Annotated in this window: 19 protein-coding genes, 1 tRNA gene and 8 pseudogenes; 17 read left to right on the top strand and 11 right to left on the bottom strand. The window is 29.7% G+C overall.

The features are described 5' to 3' along the window. Positions 1-212: 212 nt before the first annotated feature. The 4 genes and pseudogenes from DK405_RS15825 to DK405_RS08055 all read left to right on the top strand — a co-directional run. Positions 213-407 (top strand): annotated as a pseudogene (locus tag DK405_RS15825) (hypothetical protein); the annotation flags it as partial. Then, a pseudogene (locus tag DK405_RS08075) lies at positions 408-569 on the top strand (conjugal transfer protein); the annotation flags it as partial. It lies immediately after the preceding pseudogene. A gap of 294 nt (positions 570-863) precedes the next feature. Then, positions 864-1,420, top strand: a pseudogene (locus tag DK405_RS08070) (TraU family protein); the annotation flags it as partial. 638 nt (positions 1,421-2,058) lie between these two features. After that, complete coding sequence (locus DK405_RS08055; RefSeq protein WP_052691632.1) at positions 2,059-2,385, top strand: RNA-dependent RNA polymerase family protein; 327 nt, start codon at positions 2,059-2,061, stop codon at positions 2,383-2,385. A 160-nt stretch (positions 2,386-2,545) separates the two neighbouring features. On the opposite strand, the gene DK405_RS08050 is transcribed toward DK405_RS08055, so the two are convergent. Together DK405_RS08050 and DK405_RS08045 are read right to left on the bottom strand one after the other, a co-directional pair. Continuing rightward, a complete protein-coding gene (locus tag DK405_RS08050; protein ID WP_045912203.1) occupies positions 2,546-3,628 on the bottom strand; it encodes a hypothetical protein in 1,083 nt (360 codons plus the stop codon). Between the two features lie 478 nt (positions 3,629-4,106). Beyond that, a complete protein-coding gene (locus tag DK405_RS08045) occupies positions 4,107-4,793 on the bottom strand; it encodes an ankyrin repeat domain-containing protein (protein ID WP_045912204.1) in 687 nt (228 codons plus the stop codon). A 634-nt stretch (positions 4,794-5,427) separates the two neighbouring features. Here DK405_RS08045 and DK405_RS08040 point away from each other — a divergent pair. Continuing rightward, a tRNA-Arg gene (locus tag DK405_RS08040) sits at positions 5,428-5,504 on the top strand. A 929-nt stretch (positions 5,505-6,433) separates the two neighbouring features. On the opposite strand, the gene DK405_RS08035 is transcribed toward DK405_RS08040, so the two are convergent. Then, positions 6,434-7,954 (bottom strand): autotransporter outer membrane beta-barrel domain-containing protein, encoded by a 1,521-nt coding sequence (locus tag DK405_RS08035; RefSeq protein WP_231967731.1) that lies wholly within the window; start codon positions 7,952-7,954, stop codon positions 6,434-6,436. 211 nt (positions 7,955-8,165) lie between these two features. Between DK405_RS08035 and DK405_RS08030 the strand changes: the two are divergent. Beyond that, positions 8,166-8,399, top strand: a pseudogene (locus tag DK405_RS08030) (helix-turn-helix domain-containing protein); the annotation flags it as partial. Positions 8,400-8,863: 464 nt separating this feature from the next. On the opposite strand, the gene DK405_RS08025 reads toward DK405_RS08030, so the two are convergent. The 3 genes from DK405_RS08025 to DK405_RS08015 form a co-directional block, all read right to left on the bottom strand. Beyond that, a complete protein-coding gene (locus DK405_RS08025) occupies positions 8,864-9,130 on the bottom strand; it encodes a hypothetical protein (RefSeq protein WP_012461133.1) in 267 nt (88 codons plus the stop codon). An 18-nt stretch (positions 9,131-9,148) separates the two neighbouring features. Further along, positions 9,149-10,339 carry a phage portal protein gene (locus DK405_RS08020; protein ID WP_045912206.1) on the bottom strand — a complete coding sequence of 397 codons (1,191 nt, stop codon included), beginning with the start codon at positions 10,337-10,339 and terminating at the stop codon, positions 9,149-9,151. A gap of 131 nt (positions 10,340-10,470) precedes the next feature. Continuing rightward, positions 10,471-12,258: a hypothetical protein gene (locus tag DK405_RS08015; RefSeq protein ID WP_045912207.1), complete on the bottom strand. Its 1,788-nt coding sequence runs from the start codon at positions 12,256-12,258 to the stop codon at positions 10,471-10,473. A 527-nt stretch (positions 12,259-12,785) separates the two neighbouring features. On the opposite strand from DK405_RS08015, the pseudogene DK405_RS08010 reads away from it, so the two are divergent. From DK405_RS08010 to DK405_RS07990, 6 genes and pseudogenes are all read left to right on the top strand, one after another. Beyond that, positions 12,786-13,551 (top strand): annotated as a pseudogene (locus DK405_RS08010) (IS5 family transposase). 360 nt (positions 13,552-13,911) lie between these two features. Further along, positions 13,912-14,247 carry a hypothetical protein gene (locus tag DK405_RS14310; RefSeq protein ID WP_231967613.1) on the top strand — a complete coding sequence of 112 codons (336 nt, stop codon included), beginning with the start codon at positions 13,912-13,914 and terminating at the stop codon, positions 14,245-14,247. Positions 14,248-14,266: 19 nt separating this feature from the next. Continuing rightward, complete coding sequence (locus tag DK405_RS14305; RefSeq protein WP_231967730.1) at positions 14,267-15,007, top strand: DnaA N-terminal domain-containing protein; 741 nt, start codon at positions 14,267-14,269, stop codon at positions 15,005-15,007. A gap of 8 nt (positions 15,008-15,015) precedes the next feature. Further along, positions 15,016-16,452 (top strand): replicative DNA helicase, encoded by a 1,437-nt coding sequence (locus DK405_RS08000; RefSeq protein ID WP_109510659.1) that lies wholly within the window; start codon positions 15,016-15,018, stop codon positions 16,450-16,452. A 239-nt stretch (positions 16,453-16,691) separates the two neighbouring features. Continuing rightward, positions 16,692-17,321: an ankyrin repeat domain-containing protein gene (locus tag DK405_RS07995; RefSeq protein WP_109510530.1), complete on the top strand. Its 630-nt coding sequence runs from the start codon at positions 16,692-16,694 to the stop codon at positions 17,319-17,321. Positions 17,322-17,367: 46 nt separating this feature from the next. Further along, positions 17,368-17,871: a hypothetical protein gene (locus DK405_RS07990; protein WP_109510733.1), complete on the top strand. Its 504-nt coding sequence runs from the start codon at positions 17,368-17,370 to the stop codon at positions 17,869-17,871. Between the two features lie 113 nt (positions 17,872-17,984). Here the strand turns inward: DK405_RS07990 and DK405_RS07985 are convergent. Then, positions 17,985-18,214 (bottom strand): annotated as a pseudogene (locus DK405_RS07985) (DNA adenine methylase); the annotation flags it as partial. Between the two features lie 549 nt (positions 18,215-18,763). Between DK405_RS07985 and DK405_RS07980 the strand changes: the two are divergent. The 4 genes from DK405_RS07980 to DK405_RS07965 all read left to right on the top strand — a co-directional run bounded on the left by DK405_RS07980 (position 18,764) and on the right by DK405_RS07965 (position 22,115). Continuing rightward, on the top strand, positions 18,764-19,480 hold the full coding sequence (locus DK405_RS07980; protein WP_064612658.1) for a hypothetical protein: 717 nt from the start codon (positions 18,764-18,766) through the stop codon (positions 19,478-19,480). 350 nt (positions 19,481-19,830) lie between these two features. Further along, positions 19,831-20,607 (top strand): ATP-binding protein, encoded by a 777-nt coding sequence (locus tag DK405_RS14300; protein WP_064612791.1) that lies wholly within the window; start codon positions 19,831-19,833, stop codon positions 20,605-20,607. Next, positions 20,582-21,439: a sensor histidine kinase gene (locus DK405_RS14295; RefSeq protein ID WP_064612792.1), complete on the top strand. Its 858-nt coding sequence runs from the start codon at positions 20,582-20,584 to the stop codon at positions 21,437-21,439. Before DK405_RS14300 ends, DK405_RS14295 begins: the two co-directional genes overlap by 26 nt. Before the next feature lie 100 nt (positions 21,440-21,539). Next, entirely contained in the window at positions 21,540-22,115 is a 576-nt protein-coding gene (locus tag DK405_RS07965; protein ID WP_045912943.1) for an HD domain-containing protein, read from the top strand. Between the two features lie 26 nt (positions 22,116-22,141). Here DK405_RS07965 and DK405_RS07960 read toward each other — a convergent pair whose 3' ends face one another. Both DK405_RS07960 and DK405_RS07955 read right to left on the bottom strand, forming a co-directional pair. Further along, positions 22,142-22,678 carry a hypothetical protein gene (locus DK405_RS07960; RefSeq protein ID WP_045912944.1) on the bottom strand — a complete coding sequence of 179 codons (537 nt, stop codon included), beginning with the start codon at positions 22,676-22,678 and terminating at the stop codon, positions 22,142-22,144. 93 nt (positions 22,679-22,771) lie between these two features. Then, positions 22,772-23,227, bottom strand: a complete 456-nt coding sequence (locus DK405_RS07955) for a conjugal transfer protein TraD (protein WP_045912945.1) — start codon at positions 23,225-23,227, stop codon at positions 22,772-22,774. A 687-nt stretch (positions 23,228-23,914) separates the two neighbouring features. On the opposite strand from DK405_RS07955, the gene DK405_RS07950 reads away from it, so the two are divergent. After that, positions 23,915-25,852: an autotransporter outer membrane beta-barrel domain-containing protein gene (locus tag DK405_RS07950; protein WP_052691741.1), complete on the top strand. Its 1,938-nt coding sequence runs from the start codon at positions 23,915-23,917 to the stop codon at positions 25,850-25,852. A 63-nt stretch (positions 25,853-25,915) separates the two neighbouring features. On the opposite strand, the pseudogene DK405_RS07945 reads toward DK405_RS07950, so the two are convergent. Next, positions 25,916-26,077, bottom strand: a pseudogene (locus DK405_RS07945) (transposase); the annotation flags it as partial. Positions 26,078-26,082: 5 nt separating this feature from the next. Beyond that, a pseudogene (locus DK405_RS07940) lies at positions 26,083-26,283 on the bottom strand (conjugal transfer protein TraD); the annotation flags it as partial. Positions 26,284-26,449: the final 166 nt, after the last annotated feature.

The raw sequence follows: 26,449 nt of genomic DNA, 5'->3' as shown, positions 1-26,449 counted from the left end.
ATATACAATAGCTAGGTTATATTTGTAAGGTTGGCACCATATAGATAAATAATAATGCTTCTCTACTATTAATCTTAGTGTATTAAAAGTAAAACTTACTTGTGCATATAATACATTTTGTTTGCTTTGGTCTTCACAAAAGTATTCTAAGAATATAGGAAGATCATCCTGAGTACTACGTATAATCCTAATTATTTCTGTTTCAGTATTACGAAGCTGGAAGAATAGCTCGAAAATATAATGGATCGATTGCTTTGACTACTCAGCAACTCACAGATTACTTTCGTCAAGAAGGATCAGCGTCTGAAAAAGCATTTGAGAACTCATCACATAAGATAATTTTGAAGCAAAATTCGGAATCATTCAAGGCAATGAGAGCTAATCCTAAGCTTGCAAGCTTTGTTGATTTAGTTAATGGAAATCCTATTGAACTAAGCAATCTATTAGGCCGGCACATATTTTTTGATCAATTAGGTATGTTGATTAGAAAATTTAAAATACAAGCTGTGCCAGCCATAATAGAGCAAGAAAATAACGTAATTAAAATTAGCGAAATAAGCACCTATTAAAACTATATGACGTACGATGGAAATACAATACGCTGTAAACAGTATAACTCAATATACTAGTCGATTCAACTTAAAAGAAGGTTTTATATAAAAAGTTGGAAATTACAGCAATTAGAACAAGATCTAGTTAAAATAGTTAATAATACTCTACGAGGTGAAATACAAGAGATAGTAAATCCAGGTGGTAAAACTTTATATTTAATTCCAGGAAATAGATATCCAAAACTTCTTCATAAAATTTCATCAATGCAAGCAAAGTGAGTAAAGGAACTGGCAATCTTGTTGGCGATAGTAATGGCTATAACAGCTAATAACTGTTATGCAGCTGCTGGGTGTGTTGGAAGATTTGTAAATCCTATAACAGATGTATGTTGGAAGTGCTTGTTTCCAATTCTATAGCTGAATTTAAGGTAGTGAGTAGTTCAATGCCAGATACTAATGCTTCTAGTAGACTTATATGTCTTTGTCCTAAACCAGGACTTCCAGTGCCTGTACCTGGTATTCCTGTAGGATTTTGGGAACTAGTACGCCTTGTAGATGTTACAAAGTCACCAATGTGTATGGTAAGTCTTGGAGGTTTGTCATTTGGAAGCGCCACACAGAAAGGCATGAAAGACGAGGCTGAAGGAAGCGCTTTTTATCACATTCATTGGTATGTATATCCTGTGATTTATTGGCTAGAGATTTTGCTTGATTTTATTTGTCTGGAAATGGCTGCAGTCGATATAGCATATTTAACAGAGTTTGATCCATTATGGAGTGATGATGCTAAATCTGCGATTTTAAATACAGAAACGTTGTTGTTTCAAAATGTAGCTGCTTATCAAGCATGTATAGCTGATTGCATAAGTTATAGGTGAGTCAAGATAAGGTGAATTAATCTTACTGGTGAAAGTCTTGTTATGGAAGGAGAAGCTAGCTCTACCATATAGCGAATCTTGTACGACTAAAGGTAACGACAGTAGTAAAGCGTAGACAGTTAAACATTTGAGCCAAAACTAAACGGTGAATGTGATAGCCCAGAAAGTATGATGTAGTGGAAGCTGATATGTTCTACCACATAGTATGCAAAAGAAGATTGGAGGTCAAGCTAGTGAAAATCTAAAAATTTTCAACCATTGAAGCCACAGGCGTCAGCGAGTTTGTAAAGATTAATGACACAACTTGAGAAGTCCTTATAACTCTTACTTAATTAAGTAAGTATCCAAAGTACAAGTGTTGAAATATGAGGCTTTGGAGATGGTATAAGGATAGATGAGTTAGCTATAGTAGTGATGAAACTCAATAATGTGGGTAGAGTGAAATATTAGCAGAAAAGTAAAAGAGTGAAACAATAACCGTACTCAGATGGCAATATCAAGCTAAACCTGCATGAATAACAGAAATTCTGAAAGAAGATGGAGACAAAATACCTTTAGTAATATCATGTTTTGAAAATAAGATAGTTGATAAAATAGTTGTTAACACAGATAAAGAAAGGAGTTTGCTGATGAAAAAGTTAGCAGATAACAATCTATCATCTGTAAAACCGATTAAGCATGTGCACATACCAAAAAGTAAAGTCAAATCTGGACCTTTAGGGTTGCCAACTATTTTGAATAGGTGTAAACATGCTGTTGTAAAATCAGCACTTGAACCATATTTGGCAGCTAAGTTTGAAAGTTGCAGTTGCTTTAGACTTGAACGTAGCCCTCACGATGCAATACAGAGAATGTCTAGTATTGTTCGCCATGGAACTACTAGGAATTGGATACTAGACGCTGATGAAGGAGCATTTGATAATATTGATCATAATTTTCTTTTGAAAATTATATGAAATTTTTCTGCTCGTAATTGGATTCTAGCATGGCTTCAATCTCATGTAATACATCAAATTATCAAAACAACAACTGCTACTCCACAAGGTATATTAACATTACTTTAAACATAACTCTTTATGGTATGGGTGATCTACAACTTCACATGCACAGCACATTCTACAATACGTTGTAAAAAAAGCTAGATGCTGTAGAGTCATCTTGTTGAGCTCCAGCAGAAACTACTTTTAGATCTTCGTATTCTGTTATCTCTGCATATATCCCTTCACTTGGATTTTGTAATTCTGTATCATCGCAATTATTAGCATCGCTTTGCGAGTGTACAGATTGTTTTTCTATATTACACTGTGTTTTTTTTAAATAATAATTAATATAAATACCACCAACTACTACACATATTCCACATACTATGTAATAATGTAATGGAATTGTAGGTAGTGATGACAACATCGAAGTATTTTCATCACCACTATTATTCCCTACTTCTGCTTCTTCTGTTTTAGTATATTTAGTATATGTTGAATTTTGATAATTATAACATTGAACTAAATTGTCTTGATAAAACTTTTCATTAATGGCATCTATTATACTTTTTACAGTACAGCCTTTTGCTATTGTTATATATTCCTTACAAGTGTCAATAAATCTAGAAGTTAAAGTGTTATCATCGCAATCCAGCATTGCCATAATTCGAGGTCCTGAATATAGTTGCCTTTCTAATTCGGTTAGATTTTTTTTAACATAGCTATGGCTACCAGCAAAAACATGGCTAACGATTCCTACTGGCTTGCCAAAGCAAAAGCTATCATTCAACCTAAGATATGCTTCAGGATCATCTAAGTCTTGTTGAAGAAAATTGCTATTAATGCAGTTTGTAGCATCATATAAAAGTGTAGTATTACTATAATCAATGGCAGGATCAATACTACCAGAAACTAATTTTATAGATGAAGAACAAAATCTATGAATTTTATATGGCTCCTGAAAATAATGCATGAGTCGTGATAAAACTGATGTAAAATTATTTGGTATCCCTGGTCTAACTACATAATTCACATTGTCAATTCTATCAATAATTGCGCAATCATAATCATTATCATGAGAAGTATTACAACTATCTGCTGTAACAACTTCACTATATATAATTTTGCTATATATATTATTAAATGCAACAGATATATTATGAACTGCTTCCGTTACTGCTTTAATTAGAGTTATAGTACTATCTTGACACTTAAACATAAACACCCTCCAAAAATATGTCTATGTAAAATGCTATACCATTCAGTTACAATTATCAACACATAATTTATATATAAATGAATGTATAAAGAAATTAAGTAAAGCTGTTATAGTATTTCTAGCAAAGATTTTTGACTTATTTCTTTATAAGATTCTAGCTTGTGTGATAAGGATTCTTTGGTTCTTATCACAATAATGCAGTGAAAAAGATAGTAGATCAGATATGAAGCTGCATCATGTAATACTGAAGTCTTGATAAACTTTTCGTGATTATTTATACTGTGTTTAAGTCGTCAAATTACTTACAGTCTTATTTCAAAAAAAGAGCTAAATCTTTTAAATTAATTACTTTGTATTATTATTTAGCTATTAATTAGATGCTTGCACTATATAGCGCTAATACCATTACTATCTTCATTTGAAATGTGGAGAGAAATCTTCTCTTCATTTTACTTTAGAAATCAATTTTTTCTTTTAGCTAAAGCCCTATATTTTTACCACTTTTCATATCTAAAAAAGATGTAGCAGATTGTCCGCTATTGTTTGTTATGTTATAGTCAGCACCATTCTCTCTCAAAATATTCATAATATTTTGAATAGCGTTACGTTCTTCTGAGTCAAGATATGGGTTCGAATAACGTTTTGCCATCCTGCATATGCAAGTGCTACCTGTAATATCTTTTGCATTGATATCTGCTCCACTACTTATAAGATCTTTCACTTTTTCTATATCTAAGCATTCAGCAGCTTGATGCAATTGAGGCATCATCATCTGCTTAACCTCTTTGTTGCTAGAAATCTCCTCTTCATTATTCTCATTTTTATTACCAGAAAGCAATTTTTTTTTGCCTGCTCTTCTAGCGCATTTACCAACATACAAATAATTTACAGCATTTAGCCCTTCCTTGTTTTCTATGGTACTGTCAGCACCATTCTCACGCAGAATATCAATAATTTTACTAATCGTTTCACGTTCTTTTGAACCAATATGTGATTTTGACTTACGCTGTGCAAGCATGCATATGCAAGTATTACCAGCAAAGTCTTTTGCATTAACATCAGCTCCATTCTTAATAAGCTCTTGCACTTTGTCTACATTTAAACTTTCAGCAGCATGATGCAATTGAGGCATCATTGTGTATCTACCACCTTTATTTGATTTCATTGTTACTACCTTAATGAACTTATTTACTAATAAAGTTAAAGTAATTTATAATCTTTATGTATGACCATTGCTTATAGGTTTTTTCTTGAACCATTTACACTATGCTACAAAAAATCATAACTATAACATAGTTAACTATAATATAATAAAATAAACAAATCTATAACTATCTTTAACTTTTGTTAAGTATTAAGGCTCTTGCATAGCCTAAATTAAACACGAGTTTGATGTAAAAAATAGTATAAAACAGTTATGTTATATTGAAGGAATGGTTTCAAGCTAAATCAAGAAGAATAAAATATTATTGTGACTTAGATACGCTTTTCAAAAAGTATATAACATAATTGTTTTATACTAGTTTAGCTATATATGTATTTTGCAGAAGTAATTAATGATGTCAAAATTTGATTACAATGCTGATATCTATTGCTTATTATATAATTTTAATGTATGATTAAGACTTGAAAATTGGTGGTAACTATACTTCCATATAAGGCTAATTAGTATGCTGTATAATTTCTTGATTAAGTTAGAGTGTATACTTAAGCTTAATGATTAGCTGTAAGTATAAGCTTGTAATAATTTTTATACACATACTAGTTGTTGTAGAAACATTTTTTCAAAAATTATTGATGCGTCCTTAGCTCAGTTGAATAGAGCAATAGATTTCTAATCTGTGGGTCAGAGGTTTGAGTCCTCTAGGACGCGCCATTATATATCCAATAAACATCTTACTAGTTTGTTTCAGGTGTTAAGACCATACATACAATGAAAGATTGATTAATTTGTTTTATTATTTTTTAAGTTATATCGCTTAAATTGATAAGATAGTTACTTTTTGCTAAGCATAATAATAAAGAACGTTGCAAAAAGTCGTAAGTTGCTTTTCTTATTTCATTTTTTACTTTAAACAACCCAAGTTAATATAAGTAATATATTTGAGACTATGAAAAGTAAGTATGCAAACAATATGACACTAAAAATATATATAAATCTAAATAGTAAAGCAGATATTTAAAACTGCCATAGGCAAAAAAATTACTCAATTCAACTAGCATGTAGAGCTTTTTATCCAAAAGATAGGTGCGAGTAATAGCAGCGGTAGTGTTATGGTTTCAATTTCCATAAGCAAAGTCATTATAGTCATTTATAATGAGGTTTGAGCATAGAAAGAAGCGATAATAGATTCATAAGATTTAGCAAATTGAGTAATTTGATTTCTAGTCCACATCTTCATATTAGTCCAAAACTTTTCTATCAGATTTAAATCTGAAGAACAATGTAACAAAAAAAATAACTTTATAACCAACAGATTCTATTAATTTTTATCGCTTCTTTCTATGCTCAAACCTCATTGTAAATGACTATATACGTGAGTTCTAGTGATAAAACCGCTCTCATCCGTAAAAAACAATAACTTTTCCTTTGTCTTTATATTTTTATCTTACCGTGAAATTTTAATCTCTCTTCTTTTTTGCATTCAGATGTTCTATAGCTTTTTTATGTGTAATATTTAATCTCTTTAATGCTTTTTGTATATCAGACTTACTTAGTCCTAGGCGTTTAGCTATTTCATATTGTGATGCGTCACTATGTAGTTACGCTGAATAGTCAAAAATTAATTACTATAGGTGCGATACCTAAAAATTAGTTCCTATATGTATCGTTCCAGCATGAGCAATATATTTCTCTGTTAAGTAGGCATTATATGAAACAGCTAACTTTATCATATCATAGTTAATATTTATTTTAGCTCCTAGTTGATAATAAGTTTTATACATGTAATCATAATTATCTAATATGTTATAATTAATGAATCCAGAAAGCTCAGTCACTATCTCAGTAGCATTACTGATATTATAAATAATCGGATATTTTATAGTAGCACCAATTATACTTTCTAGAATTTTATCGTTAGATGGCTTATAACTTTTCATATCAAAATAAATGCAACTGATACCAATCGACGGTTCTAAATTTAGCTGTCGTTGATTTGTAAAATGATACCCTATCATGAGATTGCCATAATAACTTATATTATCAATCTTAGCAGAAGGTTGTTTATATATATGCTGATATTTGTTTTTGCCATCATAATTAGCAAACCCTATTATTCCCTGTGTAAATAGATTTTTCTGAAAATAATATCTACTGCCTAAATATAGTGAGTATACTCTACATTTTGTTTTCCTTAATACATTGCTAGCATACTGTGCATCAAGCTTTAAATATGATGCAATAATACCGATAGCAATTCTATCGTTTAAATATTTATTGACTCCAACAAGTATACCATTAACAATAGCGCTATGTTCCTGAATTTTTCCATATTCTTGTTGATGAGTATTAATAAAGGAAGGTTCAACCCAAACATTCCAGTACTTATCAATATTTAAGCCAGAACTGGTAATGTGACAATGTTTTTTTATCCTATGGCTTTTAGACAATTTATCTGAAAAAGTCCCAGCTAAAGCTTTAACAATAACAATATTAGCTAAAGCAATATACTTAACATCACTGATATAGTTTAATTTAACGCTATTTATTAGTGCTGGGTTGTTGTTTTTGTTTTGCAAAAACAGTGAGTTCTGTAACGTTACTTGTAGCTGCTGTAGCTGTATTTTTAGTTGTTCATTTTGTTTCCGTAGATCATCTATTTCAGCTCGAGTTTCTGGTAAAATTGGTTGTAAATCAGTATTTTTTGCTAGTACTTGCTCTAGTTTTGCTTCTAGTTGCTGTAATTTTATTTTTAGTTGGTTATTTTTTTGTTGCAGATAATCATTTTCTTTATTTAGGGATTCTATTTCTGTTATTAGCAATCTTATATAGTCACTTTGCTCAGTTGCTCTTGTATTAGACTGTTGTAACCTCATTGTTAAATTCTTAGAAGAAGTAGTGCTTTGTTCTAGCATACAGAGTAACTTAGATACTTCTGCTATATCTTTTCTTAATCCTTCTCTTGCCTCTCCCATATTAGATATATCCAAATTCATATTACTGACAACATTTGATAGATCATTATCTGCAACCTCTTCTTCATCTTCTTTGTGTATATTCTCTGCCTGAGGACATTTTCCCTTTTCTGGAGTTATACTTTTAGAGTTACATATGGTAAATACTGTTATTAAAAAAATCAGTAATGCCTTTACTAAGTGATGCATAAATATTTGAAATGATAAATTAGATTGGCACATAATTACTATCAGAGGCTAAATATATAATTATTAATTATTTTGCATTTATAATTCATTCAAATATTTTAATTTAACCCACATAATATGTTAATTAAAAAGCTAAATTATTATTGCAATTAGCATTAAACTATGTTATCATAAAATAAATTTAAGTTAACTATTCAATAGAGTTAAAATCATGGCTAAACATCATGAATATATAGATAGAGCCAATCGTTTTATTGGAAACAGAATTTATATGGTAAGGTTAGAACAAAAATTATCACGCAATAATTTAGCTGCTTCTATAGGTGTTACGCACCAGCAATTACATAAATATGAAAAAGGAATTAATCGTATTTCTATAGGAAGGTTGATGCTAATTGCCAAAGCTTTAAATAAAAATGTAGATTTTTTTTACGATGGTGCTGATATATAAGTTAAAGTTGAATTATAGTTAAGATATTTTTACCAATAACATAATAAAGTGAATTAATAAAGTTAACTTTATTAATTCAATGTTTTAAGTGCATTGAGTTAAAATTACAACTAAAGTTTATACTCGTTTGATAATTTAAAAAGCTAAAAAAATAAATTGGTATAAGAGATCTAACAAATTAATATAAAAGCAGTATATAAATACAATTGGAATAAATAAAATAGTCAAGTTACTATACACATTTCAGGTATAAGAATTTTAAAGACAGTAGTATTTACAATATGTTTCTACATATAAAAGAATGTACTAAAGATATATATAACCATTGACATTGTGTTTATAACAGTAATAATGCTATTCCATTTTTATGTATGTATTTACTTGAAAATCTCATGTTTTTATAACATTTTCCTAAATTTTTTATATGCATATTTTGCTATTAAAAACCACTAGCAACTTTAAGTTTTACTATGTCTATCAATAAAGCGCTTGATAATATTTAAATCCTCTGATGTTAATTCATCACATTGCTCTATTTGATTATCCTTATTAAACTTTTGTAACTGTACAATAGTATCTACTATCTTAGAAAAGATATTAACTATGGTTTTAAGCTCAACAATTTTATTGTTACAGTCACGATTTTGCAGGTTAATCAACTCTTTGTCTAAAATATTAACTAAGTGAATGCTAAGCTGCGACAGTTTAATTAATTGCTCATTCATAGTCTCTATGTACAAAACTCATATTAATTTATCTCCACCATCTATCGGAGGAAGGGATATTATGCGTCGCTTCTCATTAATTGTCATAAAATTAGCTGTAGAAATTTTAGACCATAAATTTTCTCGTTTTTCTGTTAAAGCTGATATACAGTCTCTATCAAAATCAATAATAATATTTTCTTTAAATAATTTTGAGAACCACATAGTTAACGAATCAGCAATACGGTCAAGCAATGGAATCAGTGTTTCTTCCCATAATGCTAATCTAGCCTCCTGCATATTGCTATATGTATTATCGCCATTAATCCCTAATAATTGCGGAGGTACACCAAATGCTAATGCAATTTCTCTAGCAGCAGAATTCTTAGATTCCATAAAATCCATATCTTTTGGATTAATACTCATTTCTTTCCAATCAAGTCCTCCTTCTAATAACAGAGGTGCGCCAGAATTTGACGAACTAGTATATTTTTGTAATAATTGATCTCTTAATCTTTCAAATTGTTCTTCGCTTAAATAAGAATTACTATCCTTTAATATCAGAGCTCCACTGGGACGAGCTCCATTTTTCAATAAAGCATAATTCCATTGCACAACCTGATTATATAAAGTTATTGGCATAGAGGCTGGATCTAAACAAGACATACCATACTTCTTACTCAATGGATTATAATTTTTCATATGTAATATCGGACACTTGTCATGTGTATTGCTAATTCGATAAAAATTGTTACTATTGCTAGGATAGCGATATCCTATCACTTGCCCAGCTTGTTCTTGTACTTCTACATCATTAATATTGAGTAAATATAGTTCTTTAGGTAACATATCCTTTATACCTGTAGCCAATATAAAAGCATTACCTGTAAGTAGTTTATTAATAATCAACTCAGAAAAAAAATCTGCACCAGATACGCTGTAATTTGGGCGTTGTAGTAAATCAAGTATAGGATGATGTAAAAGTCTTTCATATGTAAGCTGTTTCTTTTTTTTTATATACCATGGCACATGACTTGCAGAGTTAGCTATCAAGTTAACACACCGATACACAATAACATTTTGAAAATAAGCGCTAACTGTAGCTTCTGTAGTATAATTGCTACTAGCAACATATTGTAAGTCAAAAGGCTGAAAATTTTTGTAGCAGGCTTTTTTATTAGAAAGAATATTAACTTTATCAAGAATTTTATGTAAATAACCTTTAATCATTGCTACCACTACCTAAATAATTATAGAATAACAGTGTTTAACAATAGACTAAGAAGTTATTTACTAAATTTATTTTGATGTTATTTATCGTTTAACTTAATCTTTAACATTAAATAGATTTACATTGCACGTTATGATATCTGACCAATTGCTTGCATGGTTGGTAAGTACATATCAACATTTTCTGAAGTACTATCATTTACAATTAAATTTTGCCCATGTAAGAAATACTGATCAATGTCTAATGCTTCAGGTACAGAAGGAGCAAATTTACGCTCAAAAGCTGACACATTACTTAATTCAGTTTCTTTTGTACTTTCTAATAAAGGATATAATTTTCCATTCGCGCCCGTTAATGAAGCTATACAATCATTTTGTTCTAATGAATTAATTAATGCATGCCAATATGGTAACTTAGATATTTCTTTTAAAGTGCTATGCGAACAATTCATCACAAAATTACTTAGATCAGTTTTAGTGCTAAGATCTTGTATAAGTTCCAGTGCTGTCTTTAAGTCAACTTTGCGGTTATTACACATTTCTGCTAAAGATGATAAAGCCTGACTTGGATTAAACTCTAGAATTGCATTTTTAATTTCTGGTAATATAAACAACTTTCCTTTTGCCATAAATTTAATTGCTTTTTGAAAGAGAGATTTACCAATAGCATCACTTGCAGTACATAACTTATCTAAACAACCACTTGATGTGATTTCACGCATCAGAAGCTGATCATCATAACTCTTTAGGTCAATTTCGTCTAAGATAGTTTTACCTTTGTCATTTTGTAAAACATCAGCTCCATAAGCCATAGCACAACCAATAAGCTTATGATAGTCTTGCAGGCTAGATTTTTTAAGAACATGCAAAAATGTATTTCCTTTATTAGATAAATCTTTAATATTTAGGGCTTCAGAATCTGATGCTTCTATAGCAGATTGTAATATTTTTGATTTATCTGCATATGAATATTTTTTAGCTAATGAGTCTAATATTACACGCTGACTCGCAGCTTCATCACTAGATAAATGCTGTATAACTAATACTCCAAACTGAGCTACAGATGATGAAACAGTATCACTGTATTGTATATATTTTATAAATTCATCAACTGCAGCTTTTCCTAAAGCTTGTGGATAATAATTTATAATACTTTTGGCTGCATGTAATATTTTATCTTGATTATGTAAAGTACAAGATGATGATAATCCATAAGATAGTAACAGTTTTAAAGCCATCTCTTCTTCGCCGTTACTCAGCGGAATATTTTTTTTTGGTAGATTTTCGATGGTTTTTACAAATAAATTCATTTCGTCCTGCTTAGGGTTGCCTGCTTCTTGAATATATCGCATAAGAGAAAGCAAGAATGCTTTATTAGGACTGTAAATTTCTGTATTATTCAGAAAATATGATAATATTTTAGAATCTCCAGTTTCTATATATTTTTCAAGCAAAACATTAGCAACTGTATTACCAACTTTATTTTCTTGCTCAAAATTTGCCCCTTTAGCTTTCAGCTGACAGAAAAGATAATACTTGTCTAGTAAATTTAGCTTACTATTTTTTCCAATTTTGTGAACAAAACTTTCACCCACATTGTCTATATGATTTACATTGCTGCTGCTCATTAATTTTATTAAAACTGCTAATGATTGAGCGTTCTTTTCTGACTCACCTAGTTTAAACAGTTGAGATTGCTTACTTGAATCACTGTGCTTTGAATAATCTTGTATTGATGTACTCTCAGTTTGATTAACAACATGATTATTTGTTGAAACTGTAGAAAAAGAATTAGAATAATTTTGTGTATTAAACCAATGATGACTATTTGCCAATGTGCTTTTGTTAAATGCTAAAGCTTTGCTAAAATTATGCACTCCTGCAAATATTCTTGTTGCTGCTTTAATGACCTGTCCCATATAAAGACCTCCCTAGCTTTTATTGTTACATGATATTAATAGATTTTAGAAACCACCAACCTAAAACTATTAATTTAAGCTTACTACTATCACAAAATTAAAGCTATATATCTCTTGCTATATTAATATAACAAATAAGTACATATGTAGCTATCAGAACACATAGCAACTTATAAAAACATAAAAAATCACTTTTAAAGCAAATCATGATCAAAATTGCAATACTACATAGTGAAGCCTTAAGTATGAAAATTCATTAGTCATGCTACAGATAGGTTGCTTTTATTGCCTTTAGTAAATTTAATTGACATTATTTAGCCTTTATTAATTAATTATAAGATTGTCTATAGGTAACATTGGTCTTCTAAGGCAGATAGTATCAGTATGAAGATGTATAGTCATTTATAATAGACTTCTTTCGAAACTAGAGAATGATGTAGAATAGTGTTATAAAGATCTGATTTGAGGTAATAATGAAATGTGATCAGATTAAAGAGTTAAAGGATGAAAAATTTCGTTGATTAACAGTGGTAAGGAAGGGAACATTCTTAAAGATGGTGGATATTTTTAGGCAAGCTGATTGTCTTAAGAAATCAAAATGTGTGGGTAAAAATAGCTCAATTTGGATGAACAGTTGCTGATGGTCTTAGAATACCTTAGAGAATACTGCACTTATTTCCATATAGGTCAGAACTATGGGATTAGTGAAAGTTAAGCATATAAAGCTGTAAAATGGGTAGAAGATACCCTAGTTAAACACCAAAACTTTGCTCTTCCAGGTCGTAAAGCTATAATGAAGAGTGATATGAATTATGAAGTAGTCTTGATTGATGCTACTGAGACTCCTATAGAAAGACCCAAAAAACAAAAATTCTATTATTCAGGAAAGAAGAAATGGCATACACTAAAAACTCAAATAGTGTTAGACAAGCAAACATACCAAGTAATATGTACAGATTTTCTAACGGTAAAAAGCATGACTTTAGATTATTTAAGGAATCCAAAATTCTTATTCATCATAAGGTTAAAGCGATTACTGATACAGGATATCAAGGTATACAAAAAATTCACAATAATTCTGAATTACCAAAGAAAAAAAGCAAGAAAAATCCTTTAACTAAAAATGATAAAAAGAATAATCGTAGGTTAGCAGGAGAAAGAGTTGTCAATGAAAACGTTATTGCTATGCTAAAACGGTTCAAAACTATTGCTGACAAATATCGAAATAGACGTAAAAGATTCGGTCTTAGATTTAATTTGATCTCTGGCATTTATAATTTTGAACTACCTTAACCAGTTTCGAAAGAGATCTAATGAAGTTTTAGCATAGAAAAAGCGACAATAGCATCATAAGATTTACCAACAGGATATTTTATACGCAAACTTCATTGTAAATGACTATATATAGTTTGGCATAAAAATTTTTTTCTACTTTATGAGGATAAGCTTAATGTTTGTCAAAGAAGAGTTAGGCAATGCTTAGTAGAATTAAGAGATGCAGGTTTTATTGAAGTTGAAAATAGGACAATAATTAAAGACAATGTTAAGTTACGTAATGTCCCTTGCATAAAAATTCTGAAAAATTTTCAGCACTATAGTGAAAAAGGGAAAGAAGAAAATATAGCCTTACCAGAAAAAAAATTTCGTCCCAACATGAAAGAAATTTCAGGTCAACCTGAAACTTTTTTCAGGGACATATATAGATATATAAAAAAATCTAAAATATCTAGATCTACTGAAGGTGAGTTAGTAGAGAATAAAAAAAATGAAAATGAAGAACAAAATTTTCAAAATGTTGATGATTTTGAAAATGATATACGAACTTCAACTAAAAATTGTAATCAAGACATTAAATCACTAATAACAAAGATTCTCAAGTCTTCGAATGGTAAAAAAGAATGGTTCAAAAAGTACAGGCTAAAAGAGTTTTACCCACTAACACCAGAAGATGCAGTTGCACTGCAACACAAGTCTGATAAAGGTTTTTAACATATACTTTATCAACAAATTGCTATTAAAGCTAGCAGGTCGATATTCGAATTATCATTTTGGCTGTAAAGCATCAGTTCTAAACTATATAGCAAAAGTGTTAGCGAATGAATTACGAACTACTGATCAGGCAAATAGAGACAACTGTGGATTTGATAACGAATTTAATAAGGAAAAATATCTTACTCAAATTGAAACAAGCGCAAATCTTAGTAAGGAAAGTCAGTTGAAGCATAAAATTGCTGGTTCTTTTGAAGCAGCTATGGCTTATCAAATTTTGACTTCTTGTAGTTTTGGGCCAGCGGTTCGAACTAGGTTTTTTGTTAAGTTGCTTAAAAATATCACACTAACAGAATGTGATGAATCAAAGATATTACAAGCTGTACAAGATGTATATGGATACGAAATTCAAGAATTGCAAGTTACACCATTTGAGCAACCTACAACTGTTTCACAGAAACAAATCAATGAAGAAGAGTATCTCTTGAATCTCAGTAAACAACTGGGCTCTAACTCGACTTGGTACAAAGTACGAGAATCTTTAGTTACATGTTATGGTCAAGCTATCGATAAATCATGGTTTAGCAAATTAGAAGTTATAAATGAAGATAGTGTTAACAAAAAAATATTCATCAAAGCAAAAACAGAATTTGAAAATAGTTACATCAGAGAGAACTATCTGAAAGATCTTGAGTCCTCTTTTAAAGCTCAGGGATTTTCTTTCGAGTTAGTTAAGTTTAGTAATTTTAATAAAATTTAAAGAGTGATATGGAAAAAGATCTTGCAAAGATTGCTCCAAATAATATTCAAGCAGAGCAAATGATACTTGGAGCAATTCTGATTAACAATCGTGCGCTATATAACATTAACGAATTTTTACTGCCAGAACATTTTTATGAACCATTACATGGCAAAATATACAAGTCAATTAATCTCATTATTAGTAAAGGAATTAGCGCTACTGTAATTTCGCTCAAAAATATGCTAGGCAATGAACTCACATTTGATGAAATAGGTGGAGTAGATTATCTAGCTAAACTTACAACGTTAGCATTAAGTATAGTTAATGTTAATGAGTACGGCAAAATAGTATATGATCTTGCGCTGAGGTGTTATTTAATTGAAATTGGAGAAAAAATAGTAACAAATGCGTATTCTTCTACTTTAGCAGATTTAGCTATAAGTCAGATCGAAACTGCTGAATCTCAATTATATGATCTAGGTTCAAGGGGAACTTTAAGTAAAGGATTTACAAAATTACAAACTTCAATTGAAGAATCATGGACATCAATTTCATCTGCTATTAAAAATAAAAACTCTATTAACGGTATTAGTAGTGGACTACTTGACCTTGATTCAAAGCTTGGAGGATTTAAAAATTCTGACCTAATAATATTAGCTGGCAGACCATCAATGGGTAAAACTGCTTTAGGAGTTAACTTAGCAATAAATGCTTGTAAATATTTTCTTACTAAAAAAAATACTAAAGATAATGTAGTGCCATCAGTTGGATTCTTTTCTTTAGAAATGTCATCTCAGCAAATCTCTACTCGAATTCTTTCTATAGAATCAGAAATTAATAGCTCTGCATTATTTAACGGTAAAATAGGTGAACAAGATGTTGATAAGTTAAAGACTGTACAAGACGAAATACAAAAGTGGAATTTTTTTATAGATGATGCTCCAGCAATCTCGATATCTGCAATTAGATCTCGAGCTCGTAGACTTAAACGTACTCATAATTTAGCAATATTATTTATTGATTATTTACAGCTAATAAAAATTGATTCCAGAGGAAGTCAGTATAATCGAGTACAGGAGATTTCTGAAATTACTCAGAGCTTAAAAGCTCTTGCTAAAGAGCTCAATATTTCAATCATTGCGTTATCTCAATTGTCTAGAGCTGTAGAACAAAGGTCAGATAAAAAGCCTATTCTTTCAGATCTAAGAGAATCAGGCTCAATTGAACAGGACGCCGATATTGTAATGCTTATATATCGTGACGAATATTACTTGTCTAGATCAGAACCAGATCGAGGTACTCCAGAATATACAGAATGGAAAGCTAGACAAAATAAATGTTATAACACTGCTGAAATAATTGTTGCTAAACACCGTAATGAGCCAGTTGGTACAGTGAAGTTGCACTATAATAGTAGGTATTCTAAATTTGGCAATATTGTTAAAAACTCTCAGCAATGTTAATAAACGCTAGATTATGCATAAGATGAAAAAATGCTGGTCCAAAAAAAAAATTACAGCAAAATTTTACTCATTAACACCAGAGATATGCAACTCAAGATTAGTTTTTTTTGGCATCGTGATAACTGAATTCAAAAAATTTATAATTTAATTTGCTTCTTTTCCAGTTTTTATCTGGGATTGGAGTATACAAAAAGTTTAAATTATGGTATAATTTATTAATAACCATTTAGAGGTGGCCAATGATAGATTTTTATAGTGAGAGCTTAATAAATAAGCTGTTCAGAAGCAAAGTACAGCAGCTTATTAATAAGGATAGTACACTTGTCAATTCAAAATATAAAGACGGTACTACAGCTTTATCTGTTGCTTTGAAATATAAGAATCTACCTATTGCCGAGATTTTACTAAGCAATGGAGCTAACATAAACGCACAAGATAATGATGGGCACACCGCTTTACATCTTGTTGTGGATACAATTCAAGTATATTATGAATTTTTCGAAAAATATCCTACCTATTGCAATGATCATATAGCATTACTGCTACAATATAATGCTGATGTAAATATCGAGAATAATCAAGGTAATACACCTTTATCTGATGCTGTTGAATGCAAATGTGTAGAACCTTTAGCAATTATGCTAAAACATAATTCTACTGGTATTAATAAAAAATATGATGAAGGAGAAACGCTACTACATATTGCTGTTCGTAATAAAATCATAGATATTATACAGCTTTTGATTGATTATGGAGCAGATATTGATGCAAAAGATGATAACGGCATGACTACTATAGATTATGCTGCTAAAAGCGGTAATGCAGATGTATTCAACTTTCTAACGGAACAATCGGTCCCATGGTATTAGGTTTTAACAGATAGCTAATATGTTAATATTAAAAAGAGAAGTTAATATGAATGTTTTGAAATTACTTTTACAACCGGGTTATGCTGTTATATTAGCATTCGTTGTATTATCTTCACCATCGATATGTACAGCGAATAATAATGTAAACTTCAATGCCTCTAAAGGTGGTATTGATACTTCGCAATTCTATATAAAATTTTCAACTGGTATTGTTACTAACTACGATACATTAGAAGCTGGAATTGGTTATAGATTAAATCGGCACAGAATGGATGTAAGATTAGGATTTATGTGTCATCACAACTGTAGAGATAACTTTATTCAAGGAAATTATTATTACAATATAATTGAAGGTAACAAAGCATCAATTTTTGTTACAGGTGGCCTAGTATCAGCTTTCAATAGTGATAGCGGTACTGGTATAGACTTAGGAGTTGGTACAACAATAAACTTATCAAGAGATACATATTTGGACATTGAATGTAGCACAATGGCTAACTATAGACCACTTCCTATTCATATACGATTTGGATTGCGGGTTCATCTTTAATTGCTAAGCTCAGGTCAAGTAGTTAGTTCGAATAGTTAGTAATGATTAGCTCATTAACAGGATTGCGTTGTTCATTGATTGAGTATATAATCCAATATGAGTAATGAAGAAGTCTTTTTTACAGCGTGATAACTAGTAATTAAGTCGAGATTAATATCAGAAAAAAACATTGTTTAAACAGATGCCTAACTTGAAAAAATAAAGCCCCACCTCCAAGGAATGGTTCATAGTAATTATAGTGTGGCCCTGAAGGAAGATGCTCTATTAATTTATTAACAATTCTCCTTTTGCCTCCAACTCAATGGAGAAAAGGCTTTAGTTCATTAGAAATTGCTATTGACACAAGAATTTTTGATTAATTAAATCTCTGCTATGAATTATAGCAGAAAACAAGCCTTAAAGCCAGTAATAATAACTGCTACAGAGCTTTTTTTATAAATCTTTTTTGAATGATATTTTTGTAGCTAGAGATACAATGTGATAATTTCGCATCTATTTTAAAAAAGATGAAAAAATTTTTCATAATTATGACAAAAAGTCATGTACTGATAAAAATCTAAATGATACTGTATACCTGATATTATCTGAGATTCAAGATTTAGATAATATTTAGCTAGAGGTTATTTCATTAAAACTTCAGAATCTGTTAGTAAAGGTACAAATGAATCTCTAGCTACACTTTAATTACTACTTCAAATAGCAAAAGTAATGCTATGATTATTAGTTATAAAAATAACAATAAACAAAAAAAATCTAAAAATACGATATCTCCATAGCTACGTTTTACATTTTGCTAATGGCCTAATTATTTTAGGCTATCTCAATTTATAACTCAAGATTAATAATAAATATATAATTGTTAAATATTATGCGGGGTTTTAAAGAGTAAAGTATGCATATACAAGTCTTAAGCGCAGCAAAACACTTGTTCTATCGAATGTTTAACCTACGCAAACAAAATAAAGCAACACAAATTTTTTCAGTTTCACAGGAAAAATGGTTTGCTTTTTTTAATGACTTGCACAGTCATACAGAACAAAAAAATTTAATACAACTTCTAATAACTCATCTTATAAAGATAAAATCTAATTTAACAATAGATCAGCAAAAAAAATGTTTAACAGGTTATTTAACTGATCTAAATTATAACTTAACCAGAAAGGAACAAAAATATATTTTAAAATTAACAAATGAAAATGATTTTATTTGGAATAAGAAAGGTCAAAACTTTCTTGATTTTTGTATGTATAAAATTATACGAATGCATTCCATAGCACTTGAAATACCAATCAAAAAATGTTCTAGCAATATGCTAATAAATAAAGGGATCAAACCCTTTCAGGAATTTATTACACCAGAACATTTTAAGAATATAATTTATCTTGAACAAAAACTACTATACCGCACACTTAAGTATTATCATTGTATTAATTCGAAACAAAGAAACGTAATTATCAAACAACTACTATTGGCTCAAGGGCAGCTTGAAATAAAAGAAGATCTTAATTCGATAGAAAAAAAAGATTTTGACTTAGTTAATACAGCACTTGATTTTTATATTTGTGATATTATGGGTCGTTTTAAAGACGTGCTCGAACCTGATGTTTAAATTAAGAGCAATAAGATAAGTTCAGAACTTTTTCAGTTAATATACTAAATTATCAAAGTCTTTTTTTATAACTCAGAATCAATTGTATATCTAATTTTGAAGGATATTTTGTTTTTTTAGATGTAAATAACAATGCGACAATTTCGCATCTACTTTAAAAAAGATGAAAAATTTTTCATAATTATGACAAAAAGTCATGTACTGATAAAAATCTAAATGATACTGTGTACCTGATATTATCTGAGATTCAAGATTTAGATAATATTCTGCTAGAGATTAAAGACGATAAACCTAAAATTTACTTTTTAAATCTCTAGCTGCTATATAAACTAATACAGCAGGAGGATTCTATGCCTATTGAAGACGAAGGTCAAAATAAAATCAATAAATTAACCGAAAAATTATCTACAGAGGGAATTAATAGCACAACAATAAAACAAATAGACGCTGAATTGCAAAAACTATACTGTCAGCTAGAGGAATCTGGGCAAGTAAGCATAAAACTCATAGATTGGATACAATATTTTAGGCGAATCGTAAATAACTATGATAAAAAAAAGGTAAATATAATAGCTTCTCTAAATGGAATAATTTTTTTATTTAGACAATACATAGCATCAACAAATATAAGGATTGAAACATTTAATATAGAACCGCTAATAAATAATACTGTTATCAGAATGAGGGAACATTTTGAAAATGAGAATATAAAGCTAAATGTTCAAAATGACATAAAGACGGTTCTGATTGGAGATAGTTTTCGAATAAAAGCAGTAATAAGTCAGTTAATTGGTAGTGCTATTATAAATAGCAGCAAAAATAGCAAGATTACTATTAACCTCAATCAGTATTCAGAAATATTACAATTTACAGTACAAAACATAGGACTAAGCACTTCTAAAGAAAAATTAGAAAGAATAAATGCTGAACTAGAGAATACGAATTTGGTAATGTATCAAGAACTAGGAGAAGGATTAGCATTTATAAAACATCTTACAGATCAGCTAAAAGGAAGACTAAGAGCAAAAGAGGAAAATAATTACATAACTTTTTCATTTGAAGTGCCAATAACTAGTTTGAATTATTCTTTAGGAGAATGCTATGAAAGAAAAGAAGAAAACAATTAACAAATGGATGGTACAAATTCCTCCAATACCAATTACGTTAGTGAATGGAGAGAGTGAGAATATCGATGAATATATGGAAATAATAACAAAGCTAAGAAAAGCGAAGTATCAGGTCGAGGTAGCTGAATCATTGAAAGAATATTGTACAGATTTAATACAGGAGATTAAATATAGATTTAATATTGCAACGAGTGAAATTGTAAGGCTTGCAAGCGAGATCATGTTAAATGATTCGGAAAATAAAGATAAGCTGAAAACAATATTAAATCGATCAGCAAATCTCCAAGAGTACTGTAATGATGTAGTTTACACGCTTAGAAGCGAAATTGAGCATGAAAATTTATGTTTAAAAAAATTTAGCATACAAAAGCTAGTAAAAAATGCCGTCATGAGACTAGAAGACATTGCAAAAGAGAAAGATATAAAAATCAATTACAATTTTCAGTACAAAATGAAGGATATTGTGATTGGAAATAGTGATCACTTACAAGCTATATTAAGTCAATTAATAGGAAGCATCATTAGATTTAATCACAGCTGCCAGGTTATAATTACAGTTCATTTGTTTACTGTAAAAAATTATATAAAAAGCGATAACATACTACAATTTAGAATACACGATACAGGAAGCGGTATTTCAAAAGAAAAATTAGGGAATATAAAAGCTAAATTAGCTCATTTTGACTTGGTACGAGACTATCCGCTAATGCTTGAATCAGGATTATGGTTTGTAAATTACCTTGTCAATCAACTTAATGGAGAAATGGAAATAGAAAGCGAAAAAGACAAGTTTACAACCATTACTTGCAATATTCCAGTACAACTTTTTTAATCAAATTAATTCGCTTCTTTTCCAGTTTTTATCTGAGATTGGAGTACATAAAAAGTTTAATTTATTGTATAATTTATTAAAGATTATTTAGAGATGAAAAATGATAGACTTTTATAGCGAGAGCTTACTAAATAAGCTGTTTGAAACCAACGTAAGATTTAATACTGAAATTGATCTTGATAAAGTTGAAAAAGCAATATTTTATGCCCAAAAATATCATGGTCAGCAAAAGAGAGATACAGGAGAACTATACTACACACATCCATTAGAAGTAGCTTATATGGTATCAGACTACAGCTTTGAAACAGATACGATTATTACAGCAATACTACATGATACCATCGAAGACACAACACTAACCAAAGAAAAAATAGGTCAAGAATTTGGTCATAATATTGCAGAACAGGTTTCAGATCTCACCAGGATTAAGGATAATAAAAAAATCAGTTCTAGAGAAATGATTCAAACATTTTATAGACAAAATAAAACAGAACTATTATTAATTAAGCTTTTCGACCGATTCCATAATATTCAGACTGTATCAATAAAACCTTATGAAAAAAGACAAGAAATCATACTAGAAACGCAGCAAGAATTTATACCTCTTGCTAAGTACCTTAATCTACCAAAGATTGGAGAACTCTTAAGTGAATATTGCAAACTTAATGCTAGCTAGTATATGGTTTAACTAGTAAAATATTATCATTCGGATGTACAATTTGATATGTCCCCCATACAACAATCTTTAAATTGATCAGGTGTATAAATACGAAGATTATCTTCATAATAAGCAATTCTGTCGTCGTCAGTAAATGTATTTAATTCTGCTGGTCTCTCACTCAAATCATTACATACAATAGTTAATTCTTTATCAGTTAATGACTTTTTACTACTATTTAGAATAGATTCATTATCATATTTTACTACTATAGGTATGAGCTGGTTATGATTAAGCTCTTCTACTGCATATAATATATTATATGTTTTTTTAGCATATTCATAGTGCTCAACTACTGCATACTGTTTTATACTTGAAGAAATATAACTAACAGCTTCTTTTTCTCTGTTACAATTACTTTGGGCTTTTTGAATAATATCATTGTATTGGCTATTATTCCACCCAATCAAGATTAAAGTATTATTACCTTCTTTTTTGAATATAAAATTAGTAGCTAACTGTACTATGTCTGTGGATATAAGATTGCTAGCTAAACCCTGGTACAAATTGTTTCTATACATAATCACCCTATTGTTAAGTAAGTTTATATTATAAGTTTATAAATTATACTAGCTAATTTGCAATAACTTTTTTGTTGCTTAAATATTTTCAATTCAGGATACCAATTCTATACTATACTGAACATTGAGAAGGCCATTCTTTAAGGACTCAATGTCCTTAACATGGCCGCACCATTCTTGACGAAAACTGTTCCATTTTAAGCCATGAAGGCGAATGTGGCGCTTAGTGTCTTCGTCTGGTTCAGAAGCAAATTTTAAAATCACAGCAGCTTTATTTTGCTGTTCTTTATCAAAAATATCTTTACCGATTGTAGTCCAATGATTCTGAACATTTGGATGTTGTGTTAAAGTTTCTTTTAGTGAAACAATTGCACCAAATAAAGTATTTGTTGGTAAGTGATCAAGCTTAGCTTTAGCAACTAATCCACCCATTTCGATAAGACGTCGAGTACGCATTTTACGTTCTTTAATTTTAAGGTTAACCTCATCCATGATTAGCCTAGCCTTTTTTTGCTGAAGAGTAATTTTTTGCTGCATAAGATTTGCCATGTTAGTAATTCAGAAAGATAAAAAAATCAGGCAAGAATATATCAAAATACAATTCCAGTAAAGAAAAAAAACCGCGCCTACCAAACCAACATCAAATAATTATAGTCAAAAAAACGTGAATCCAAAGTTAGAAACTCCAGATTAGGATAAGGAAAAGTATGACAAACATAATGAAAAAAGGTCTACAAGAGATAATGTACAATTATAATTGTGCAATATATTTAAATATAATTTCAATTAATAACGGTTTATTTATTGCTTATATTTAAGTATTTAGTTCATAATACTATATCTCTTGTAGACCTTTTACATTATGCTTTCCATACTTTTTCTTATCCTAATCTGGCGTATATAAGATTAAATTACATAGATAACTAGGATATGCTTTTTGAAGATCAAGTGATTTTAATTTGAATTAGTTAAGATTTGTAGCTAGTTATGCTTAATGTATTAATAGCAGTAGAATACAAAGTTCTACCATTTTCTATTCCTACAATTTGGCATACTTAATTATATCAAACTCTAGTTTTGACTAGAATATATCCTTGTAAGTAGTGTTCATAGCAGATTCTATATTACTTTCTTCTTTGTTAATTTTAATAAAAATTTTAAAAGTTTTAATATCTGTTATCTTATACATATACTTTTTCAAACATTATTTAGCTTTGATAGATTAAATTGTTAAATATGGAAAAAATTAATAAGCCAACAACTTTTATTAAAAAATTATCAATTCTTTTTATATGGTCTTTTATTTTAGCAATTCAGAGTGTGTTAGGCATAGACTCAGAGCTTAAGGAAGTAACTCAGCATAATAATAAGATAGCTAGCCTAAACCAATATAATAATCAACTAACTCAGCAAGTACTACAGCTTGATCTGGACATACAAAAAATACAGCGACTGCATCTGTTTGTACTACAACTACCACATCAAAAACTGTTACCTTTACTCAATACTAATCTGCTACAACCACAACTGCTTAATATAAGCAATCCACAGCAACTAAGTCAGAATACACTAATACTTACTTATGCATCTAACATACGGTTAGATAAACTGGACTGTATGATAGATCTAATGGATCTTAATAATGATATACTGAAAATACTGTCACTAAATCGAGAACTGCAATATATACAGCCACTAAATAAGCGGATACAACATGTACTACAACAAATACAGAAGCTTAATATTGAACAGAAAATACAGATGCTTAATAACGCTTTACTAAAATTAGATCAGGAAAATTTCAGTCTAAAGCAGATGCCCATTTCACTATCAGTAATAGATATTAATAAGCGTATACAAAAGCTAAATGGTATGCTATTGAACATACAATTGCAAATACATCAAATTAATAATAATCTACTACAAATACAAAACAGCATTCTACCGCTAAATCAACAAGAAATACAGCAGATTAATGATTTTTTTGATCGAAAAATACAACCACTTATGCAGCAAATACACCAGCTGAATCAGCAACAAGCTGCTCTAAATCGAGAAATAGTTTATGCAACTAAAAAAAAGCCGTTGAATATCAATCAACAGATAGATAATTGCAATCAGCAAATAGATATTCAAGACCATATAGAAAATACTCAACTAGTAGCAAGTATTAAAAAGAAACAACAAGTACTGAATGAATCTATAACATCTCATGATACTATAACAACTATTGCGATTAATACTGCTACTAGTGCTGCTGTAGATATTATAACCTCAAGCCTATCTTGCATAATAGCTAAACAGTCATCAAAAATGATAAGTTCTGGATCAAATATCTACAGTAACAATGTTTGGAATATTCAGAGCGAATTTTTCATTGCTAGTATTAATCCAAAAAAACATAAAAAAATCCAGAAGCATAAGATAGCCATTAATGGTATATGTATTGCAGCAAATAAATATTTAAATGACAAAACTATTATTGGGGTTACAGGATTATATTCAAATCTTAATATTCAAGATTCTAAGAAAATATTAAACAACACTGATTATAGCGCGTATTCAATATCTTTATATGATAGATATTATCTTAAACAAAATGTATTTACGCAAGGAATAATAGGCTTTACTAAGTATGGCGGAAAAACTCAATATTTACCTGATCAACATTTCAATAAAATTAGCGGCAAAGGTTACTACTGTGATTTAATGCTTGAGTATAATTTATATTTAGTTAATCATTATCAGAAGTTGATTTTATCACCAATAGTTGGAATTAGATATAATACACTTGAAAATTTTAGTCATGAATTATTTGACGGCACTACTGTAGGTAGTATAAAGCATTATATACTGGATGGAAGACTAGGATCCACAATAGAATGCCGTATCAATAATATTGATACAAATATGTTGATAATACCTAAAATTCATGCCTTCATTCATATGAATTTGTACACTGCCAGTAGTAATATAATGCTAAAATATAGCAATTCACGAGACTATTGTAATGTTAATTTTACTCCAGTTGAAATGCATAAATTATTTTATCAATTAGGTATGGCAGTAACTATTTGGCATGATCAAATTGGATTAGGAATGTCATACAACTCTTACTTAGCAAAAGAGTATAATTTTTATATAGGATCAATAAATATACAAGTCAATTTTTAGTTATATATTTTGCTTACTCATTTCTTTCATTGAATTTATTTCTTTAGCAATTTTAACTTTTAATTAAAGAAGGAAAAATAAGATAGGAATTATAAGTTTGGAGGTAGAATAACTAGCAAGAGAAGCAAAGAAATTAAGAGAAGAACGATGTCTAGTATGCTCTAAATGCATATACTTTTTTAGTACATTAAAGACAGACTCAATTAATGAACATTTATTTAATAAACTGAATGCTGCACTAGAGTATTTTTTAAAGACACAAAAGACCTCAATAAAGTATTTGTTGGTAAGTGATCAAGCTTAGCTTTAGCAACTAATCCACCCATTTCGATAAGACGTCGAGTACGCATTTTACGTTCTTTAATTTTGAGGTTAACCTCATCCATGATTAGCTTAGCCTTTTTTTGTTGAAGAGTAATTTTTTGCTGCATAAGATTTGCTGTGTTAGTAATTCAAAAAGATAAAAAAATCAGGCAAGAATATATCAAAATAAAATCTCAGTAAAGAAAAAAACCGTACCTACCAAACCAACATCAAATAATTATAGTCAAAAAAACTTGAATTCAGGTTAGAAGCTTCATTAAAGAATAAGCTTAC

It is taken from the genome of Orientia tsutsugamushi, assembly GCF_900327275.1.
Lineage (GTDB): Bacteria > Pseudomonadota > Alphaproteobacteria > Rickettsiales > Rickettsiaceae > Orientia > Orientia tsutsugamushi.
Note: the sequence above shows the minus strand (reverse complement) of the source record. Positions and strands in the feature narration are given on the sequence as shown.

Excerpts from the sequence above, each read along its gene's own strand:
- DK405_RS14300 (WP_064612791.1), top strand. The coding sequence starts at position 19,831 with ATGCCTATTGAAGACGAAGGTCAAAATAAAATCAATAAATTAACCGAA.
- DK405_RS07990 (WP_109510733.1), top strand. The coding sequence starts at position 17,368 with ATGAATGTTTTGAAATTACTTTTACAACCGGGTTATGCTGTTATATTA.
- DK405_RS08035 (WP_231967731.1), bottom strand. The coding sequence starts at position 7,954 with ATGCATCACTTAGTAAAGGCATTACTGATTTTTTTAATAACAGTATTT.
- DK405_RS07950 (WP_052691741.1), top strand. The coding sequence starts at position 23,915 with ATGGAAAAAATTAATAAGCCAACAACTTTTATTAAAAAATTATCAATT.
- DK405_RS07955 (WP_045912945.1), bottom strand. The coding sequence starts at position 23,227 with ATGGCAAATCTTATGCAGCAAAAAATTACTCTTCAGCAAAAAAAGGCT.
- DK405_RS07960 (WP_045912944.1), bottom strand. The coding sequence starts at position 22,678 with ATGTATAGAAACAATTTGTACCAGGGTTTAGCTAGCAATCTTATATCC.
- DK405_RS08025 (WP_012461133.1), bottom strand. The coding sequence starts at position 9,130 with ATGAATGAGCAATTAATTAAACTGTCGCAGCTTAGCATTCACTTAGTT.
- DK405_RS07980 (WP_064612658.1), top strand. The coding sequence starts at position 18,764 with ATGCATATACAAGTCTTAAGCGCAGCAAAACACTTGTTCTATCGAATG.
- DK405_RS07995 (WP_109510530.1), top strand. The coding sequence starts at position 16,692 with ATGATAGATTTTTATAGTGAGAGCTTAATAAATAAGCTGTTCAGAAGC.
- DK405_RS08050 (WP_045912203.1), bottom strand. The coding sequence starts at position 3,628 with ATGTTTAAGTGTCAAGATAGTACTATAACTCTAATTAAAGCAGTAACG.
- DK405_RS08020 (WP_045912206.1), bottom strand. The coding sequence starts at position 10,339 with ATGATTAAAGGTTATTTACATAAAATTCTTGATAAAGTTAATATTCTT.
- DK405_RS08055 (WP_052691632.1), top strand. The coding sequence starts at position 2,059 with ATGAAAAAGTTAGCAGATAACAATCTATCATCTGTAAAACCGATTAAG.
- DK405_RS08015 (WP_045912207.1), bottom strand. The coding sequence starts at position 12,258 with ATGGGACAGGTCATTAAAGCAGCAACAAGAATATTTGCAGGAGTGCAT.
- DK405_RS08000 (WP_109510659.1), top strand. The coding sequence starts at position 15,016 with ATGGAAAAAGATCTTGCAAAGATTGCTCCAAATAATATTCAAGCAGAG.
- DK405_RS14310 (WP_231967613.1), top strand. The coding sequence starts at position 13,912 with ATGAAAGAAATTTCAGGTCAACCTGAAACTTTTTTCAGGGACATATAT.
- DK405_RS08045 (WP_045912204.1), bottom strand. The coding sequence starts at position 4,793 with ATGAAATCAAATAAAGGTGGTAGATACACAATGATGCCTCAATTGCAT.
- DK405_RS07965 (WP_045912943.1), top strand. The coding sequence starts at position 21,540 with ATGATAGACTTTTATAGCGAGAGCTTACTAAATAAGCTGTTTGAAACC.
- DK405_RS14295 (WP_064612792.1), top strand. The coding sequence starts at position 20,582 with ATGAAAGAAAAGAAGAAAACAATTAACAAATGGATGGTACAAATTCCT.